2 protein-coding genes and 1 pseudogene are annotated in these 6,250 nt (G+C 66.1%); all 3 read right to left on the reverse strand.

Going from position 1 to position 6,250, the window contains the following annotated elements:
- Positions 1 to 2,111, reverse strand: a pseudogene (locus ACF8EA_RS17965) (condensation domain-containing protein); the annotation flags it as partial.
- A 141-nt stretch (positions 2,112 to 2,252) separates the two neighbouring features.
- Positions 2,253 to 5,642: an amino acid adenylation domain-containing protein gene (locus ACF8EA_RS17970; RefSeq protein WP_392522825.1), complete on the reverse strand. Its 3,390-nt coding sequence runs from the start codon at positions 5,640 to 5,642 to the stop codon at positions 2,253 to 2,255.
- On the reverse strand, positions 5,642 to 6,250 hold a 609-nt coding region (locus ACF8EA_RS17975; RefSeq protein WP_392522826.1), incomplete at its 5' end, for a phosphopantetheine-binding protein. The genes ACF8EA_RS17975 and ACF8EA_RS17970, both read right to left, overlap by 1 nt.

The raw sequence follows: 6,250 nt of genomic DNA on the forward strand, positions 1-6,250 counted from the left end.
GGCACGAAGTGCAAGGTGGTCACCTGGTGGCGCTCGATGGTATCGATCAGGCGCTCCGGCTCGCGGTGCTCGCCCGGTGCCGCCAGGGCCAGCCGCGCACCGGTCATCAGCGGCCAGAAGAACTCCCACACCGACACGTCAAAACTGAACGGCGTCTTCTGCAACACCGTGTCGGCACTGCCCAACGCATACGCCTGCTGCATCCACGCCAGCCGGTTGTACAACGCCAGGTGGCGGTTGCCGGCGCCTTTCGGCCGCCCGGTCGAGCCGGAGGTGTAGATGACGTAGGCCAGGTTCTCCGGGTGCAGCCGGCACGCCGGCGCCTGCTGCGAATAACCGCCCAGCTCGCCGGGCTGGTCCAGCAGCAGCACCTGCCCGGCAAACGCCGGCAGCTGATCGCGCAAGTGCGCCTGGGTCAGCAGCAGTTCGATGCCGCTGTCTTCGAACATGTAGGCCAGCCGCTCGGCCGGGTAGTCCGGGTCCAGCGGTACATAGGCGGCGCCGGCCTTGAGGATCGCCAGCAGGCCAACGACCATTTCCAGCGAGCGCTCGGCGGCGATACCCACCAGGCTTTCCGGGCCGACACCCTGTTCGATCAGCTTGTGCGCCCACTGGCTGGACAGCTCACTCAATGCCCGGTAGCTCATGCGCTGGTCACCGAACAGCAGTGCCGTGGTGTCTGGTTGACGACGCGCCTGCGCCTCGAACAGCTGGTGCACGCGCCAGTCGCCGGGGTAGTCGGTGGCGGTGTCGTTAAGGTCGTGCAGTACCGCTTGCGCCTGCTGCGGGCTCAGCATCGGCAAATCGCCCACCGGCTGTTGCGGCTGGGCTACCACACTGTGCAGCAGATGCTGCCAATGTTGCCCCATGCGCTCGACACTTGGTGCGTCGAACAGGTCGGTGGCGTAGGTCAGCGATGCCCACAGGCCATCCGCGGTCTCGACCGTGTCCAGGGTCAGGTCGAACTGGGCGTTCACTTCTTCCCACGCCAGCACTTCCACGCTCAAGCCTGGCAGCTGTGTGGCCCCTGGCAGCCGGCGCTCGGCGCTGCGGTGGTTGAACATGACCTGGAACAACGGGCTGCGGTTCAGGCTCCGTTCGACCTGCAGTGCATCCACCAACTGCTCGAAGGGCAAGTCCTGGTGCGCCTGGGCCTCCAGCGCAGTGGCCTTGACCTGCTGCAACAGGCGGGCGAACGGTTGGTGCGTATCAATGTCGGCCTTGTGCACCTGGGTATTGACGAAGAAGCCGATCAGGCCTTCGGTTTCCTTGCGCGTGCGGTTGGCGACCGGCACGCCGACGCGGATGTCCGACTGCCCGCTATAGCGGTGCAACAGGCACTGGAAGGTCGCCAGCAACAGCATGAACAGGGTCACCCCTTCGCGCCGCGCCAGTTGCCGCAGGCCATCGGCCAGTGCCGGGCTCAGTGGCAGGTCGATGCGGGCGCCACGGTAGCTGCTGTGCAACGGCCGCGGGCGGTCGCTGGGCAACGCCAGCACAGGCTGTTCACCGCCCAGCTGGGCAGTCCAGTAGGCCAGCTGGCGCTGCCGTTCGCCGCCATCCATCCATTGGCGCTGCCAGACGGCATAGTCGGCGTACTGGATCGGCAACGCCGGCAGGCTGGCAGGCTGGCCGCTGCTGTACGCGCGATACAGGTGCACCAGTTCCTGCACCATCAACGCCAGCGACCAGCCATCCGAGACAATGTGGTGCTGGGTAATCAGCAACACATGATCGTCCGGCCCCAGGCACAGCAGGCTGGCTCTCAGCAGCGGGCCCTGGGCCAGGTCGAACGGCTGGCGGATTTCTTCGGTGATACAGGTGCGCAGCCGTGCCGCCCGGTCCTCGCCGGGCGCAAGGGCCAGGGTGTGCCTGGCAATGCTCACCGGCGCGGGGGCATGGATCACTGGGGTGGTGCGCTCACCGTCAGTGGCGAAGGTGGTGCGCAGCGACTCGTGGCGCGCCACCAGCGCATCGAAGCTTTGCTGCAGGGCAGCCAGGTCCAGTGCGCCGCGCAGGTTCAGCGCACTGGGCAGGTGATAGGCGGCGCTGTCTGGCTCAAGGTGCCAAAGAAACAGCTGCCGTTCCTGGGCGAAGGACAGCGAAAGCGGCTCGGTCGGATCGCGTCGAAAAACAGGTGCCACGCTGTACAGATCGACACCTTGCTGCTTGAGCAGCACTGCCAGCGCCTTGCGTTGCTTTGCCGACAGTGTTGCTACCGATTCGATTAACTTTTGCACGCCCTTCCCCTGTCAAGAGATCAGATTTTCCAGATCTTCGGCTGATAGACGTTTGAGGGCCTCCAAGGATTTAGCCAAGGCATCGTTGACCGCCTGGGTGTGCGGCGGGGCGACTGCGATCTCGGCGCAGTAGGCTTGCAGGTCGTGGGTGGTGAACAGCGCCTTGACCGCGGTTTCCAGCTTCAACTGCTCACGCAGGCGCACGGTGACCTGGGTGGCCAGCAGCGAATGCCCGCCGAGGTCGAAGAAGTTGTCGGCAAGGCCGACCTGATCGACGTGCAGCACCTCCTGCCAGATCTGCGCCACTTGCTGCTGCAGCTCGCTCTGCGGTGCCAGGTAGGCCACCCGGGCGACACTCAGGTCGGGGGCAGGCAGCCGGTTGCGGTCAAGCTTGCCATTGGGGGTATGGGGAAAGGTTGCGACGAACGTCGTCCAGGTCGGCACCATGTACTCCGGCAACGCGCTGCGCAGTTGCCGCTTCAGCGCCTCGCCCAGTGCCTCGCGCGCCTGCGCATCGTCGACCACGGCCACGTCCTGCGGCACCAGGTAAGCCACCAGCTGCTGGCCCCCAGGCCCCGGCCGGGCGACCACCGCCGCTTCGCGAATGGCGGGATGACGCGCCAGTTGTGCCTCGATTTCACCGAGTTCAATACGATAGCCACGAATCTTCACCTGCTGGTCGATTCGCCCGAGGTACTCCACCACACCATCGGCCCGATAGCGTGCCAGGTCGCCGGTACGGTACAGCCGCTCACCGTTCTCGGCGAACGGGTCGGGGACGAAACGCTCGGCGGTCAGCCCAGGCCGCTGGTAATACCCGCGCGCCAGCCCCGCCCCGCCAATCAGCAGCTCGCCGGCAACGCCAACGGGTACCGGCGCCAGGTCCTCACCCAGCAGGTAGAGCCGGGTATTGTCCAACGGCCTGCCGAGCAACGCCTGCGGCCTGGCGGGCTGCAAGCGATGCAGCGCTGACCAGATGGTGGTTTCGGTCGGCCCGTACAGGTTCCACAACGGCCCGCCCAGGGCCAGCAGCCGCTGCGCCAGGTCATCGCTCAGCGCTTCACCGCCACATAACTTCGTGCAGCCCGCCAGCACCTCACCGCGGCCGCTGTCTAGCAGCATGCGCCAGGTCGAAGGGGTGGCCTGCAACACGGTCACCGCCTGCCGCGCGACCAGCTCCAGTACCCGCTGCGGGTCCTGTGCGGTATCCGGACCGGCCAGGACCACGCAGGCACCCTGCACCAGCGGCAGGTACACCTCCAGCCCGAAGATATCGAACGAGAACGTGGTCAACGACAACAGGCGATCGCCGGTAGCCAGCCCCGGCGCCTTAGCCATGCTGGCGATGAAGTTGACCAGGGCGCCGTGGGGCACCATCACCCCTTTTGGCCTGCCGGTGGAGCCCGAGGTGTAGATCATGTAGGCAAGGTGCTCGGCCGACAGTTGCGGCTGCGGGTTGTGCACACCGTAGGCTGCCGCGTTGCAGCCACTGCCCAGCGGGTGCTCGGGCGCCAGCAACAGGCACTGAACCGTGACCGGTATCGGCAGGCGTGCCTGTAGCGAAGGTTGGGTCAGCAGCAGCCTGATGCCGCTGTCCTCCATCATGTAGGCCAGCCGCTCGTCCGGGTAATGGGGGTCCAGCGGTACATAGGCCCCCCCGGCCTTGAGCACGGCCAGCAACGCGACGATCATCTGTGGCGAGCGTTCGAGGGCCACCCCGACTTTGACGTCCGGCCCTACGCCGCCTTCGATCAGGCGCCAGGCCAGGCGGTTGGCGTGTTCGTTGAGCTGCTGGTAGCTCAGTGTCTGGTCTTCGAACTGCACCGCCGGTGCATGCGGCGTGGCATCGGCACGCTGCTCGATCAAGTGCTGAATGCAGGCGTCGGCAACCAGCACCGCCGTGTCATTCCAGGCTTGCCCGATCACGTCCAGCTCGCTGTCGCTGAGCAATGGCAACGCGGCGATTCGCTGGCCCGCGTCGGCCACGATGCCGTCCAGCAATTGCACCCAGTGCCCGGCCATGCGCGCCACGGTCGTGGCATCGAACAGATCGGTGGCGTAGTTCAAAGAAGCGCCGATCTGCCCTGGCGCTTCGAAGGTTTCCAGGGTGAGGTCAAACGGCGCGGTGCGCGTTTCACCAGGCAAAGCCTCGATACGCAGCGCTGTGTCGCTGGCGGCCTGCTGGCCATTGCCCTGGCGCTGGTGGTTGAACATGACCTGGAACAACGGGCTGTGGCTCAGGCTGCGCCCCGGCTGCAAGGCTTCGACCAGTTGTTCGAACGGCAGCTCTTGATGGGCCTGGGCGTCGCTGGCGGCCTGGCGGGCTTGCTGCAACAGCGCGCGGAAGGTCTGCTGCGGCTCGATTTGCGCGCGCAGCACCTGGGTGTTGACGAAAAACCCGATCAACCCTTCGGTTTCTACCCGGTTGCGGTTAGCGATGGGCACACCCACGCGAATGTCCTGCTGCCCGCTGTAGCGCTGCAGCAAGGCCTGGAACGCGGCCAGCAACAGCACGAACAAGGTCACCCCTTCGTGGCGGGCCAGGTCTTGCAGGCGTTGGCACAGTTCGGCCGGCAAGCTGAAGTCGTGTCGTGCGCCGCGGTAGCTCATCAGCCCCGGGCGGGGCCGATCGGTCGGCAGTTCCAGCACCGGCTGCTGGCCACCCAGTTGCGCTTGCCAATAGGCCAGCTGCCGCTCGCGTTCACCGGCCTCCATCCAGCGCCGTTGCCAGATGGCATAGTCGGCGTACTGGATGGGCAGCGGCCGAACAGCCACGGCATGCCCTCGGCAACAGGCGCTGTAACCCTGCAGCAGTTCGTCGACCATGACCTTCAGCGACCAGCCGTCAGCGGCGATGTGGTGCACCACCAGGCTGAGCACATGGTCCTCGGCCGCCAGGCGCAGCAACGCCACGCGCAACACGGGGCCGTGTTGCAGGTCGAACGGCTGCTCACGGTGGGCTTCGACGAAGGCCTGAATCTGCGCCTGCTCATCGCCCACGCCGCGCTCACGGCATTCGATCGCTACCGTCAGCTGTGGGGCGATTTGCTGGCGCGGGCCACCGTCGCGGCTGTCATGGGTGAACGTGGTGCGCAAGCTCTCGTGCCGCGCCAGCAGCGTATCGAAACTGCCTTGCAAGGCCTGCAGGTTCAGCGGGCCATGCAGGCGCAGGCTGACCCCGATGTTGTAGGCAGTGCCCTGGGGCTCCATCTGCCACAGGAACCATTGGCGCTCCTGGGCAAACGACAACGGCACCACGGTGGTGTCGTCGCGCACCAGCGGAATGGGCAGGTTGGCCGGGGACACGCCTTCTTCAAGCATTTTCTGCAGGTATTGGCGACGCTTTTCCAGCGGCAGATTGATGAAGCGCTGGGCAATTTTCGTGGCGACTGCGGTGTCCATCACACCTCCTCCATTTCGTCCAGCAGAGCCGACAGCTTGCTGAGTGTTTGTGTGTCCGCCGGCGCAGATGCCTGGGCCAGCTGTTCGGCGAAGCTCGCCAGGGTCGGGTGCTGGAAAATCAGTTGCGGGGTCAGGCTCAGGCCGAGTTCCAGTTGCACCCGCGAAACCACGCTGACGGCCAGCAGCGAGTGGCCGCCCAGTTCGAAGAAGTGGTCGTCCAGGCCCACTTGCTCAAGCTTGAGCACGTCCTGCCAGATGGCTGCCAGCTGCTGTTCAAGCTCGCTACGCGGGGCGCGATAACCTTGCTGCAACAGGCTGGCATCGGCCTTGGGCAGGGCCTTGCGGTCGAGCTTGCCGTTGGCTGTCAGCGGCCACCGGTCGAGCAGCAACAGGTGCGCCGGGACCATGTAGTCCGGCAGCGCTTCCTTCAGCTGTTCGCGCAACTGCGCGCGCAGCCCGGCGTGCTGCTCCAGCGCTACCTCGGCAGCGGGTATCAGGTAGGCCACCAGCTGCTGGCCGGTCGCGCCTTCCTGGGCCAGCACCAGGGCCTCGCGCACCTGCGGCTGGGCCTGCAGACGGGCTTCGATCTCGCCCAGCTCGATGCGGAA

The sequence above is a fragment of the Pseudomonas sp. YQ_5 genome (assembly GCF_043103305.1).
In the GTDB taxonomy this organism is placed as follows: domain Bacteria; phylum Pseudomonadota; class Gammaproteobacteria; order Pseudomonadales; family Pseudomonadaceae; genus Aquipseudomonas; species Aquipseudomonas putida_Y.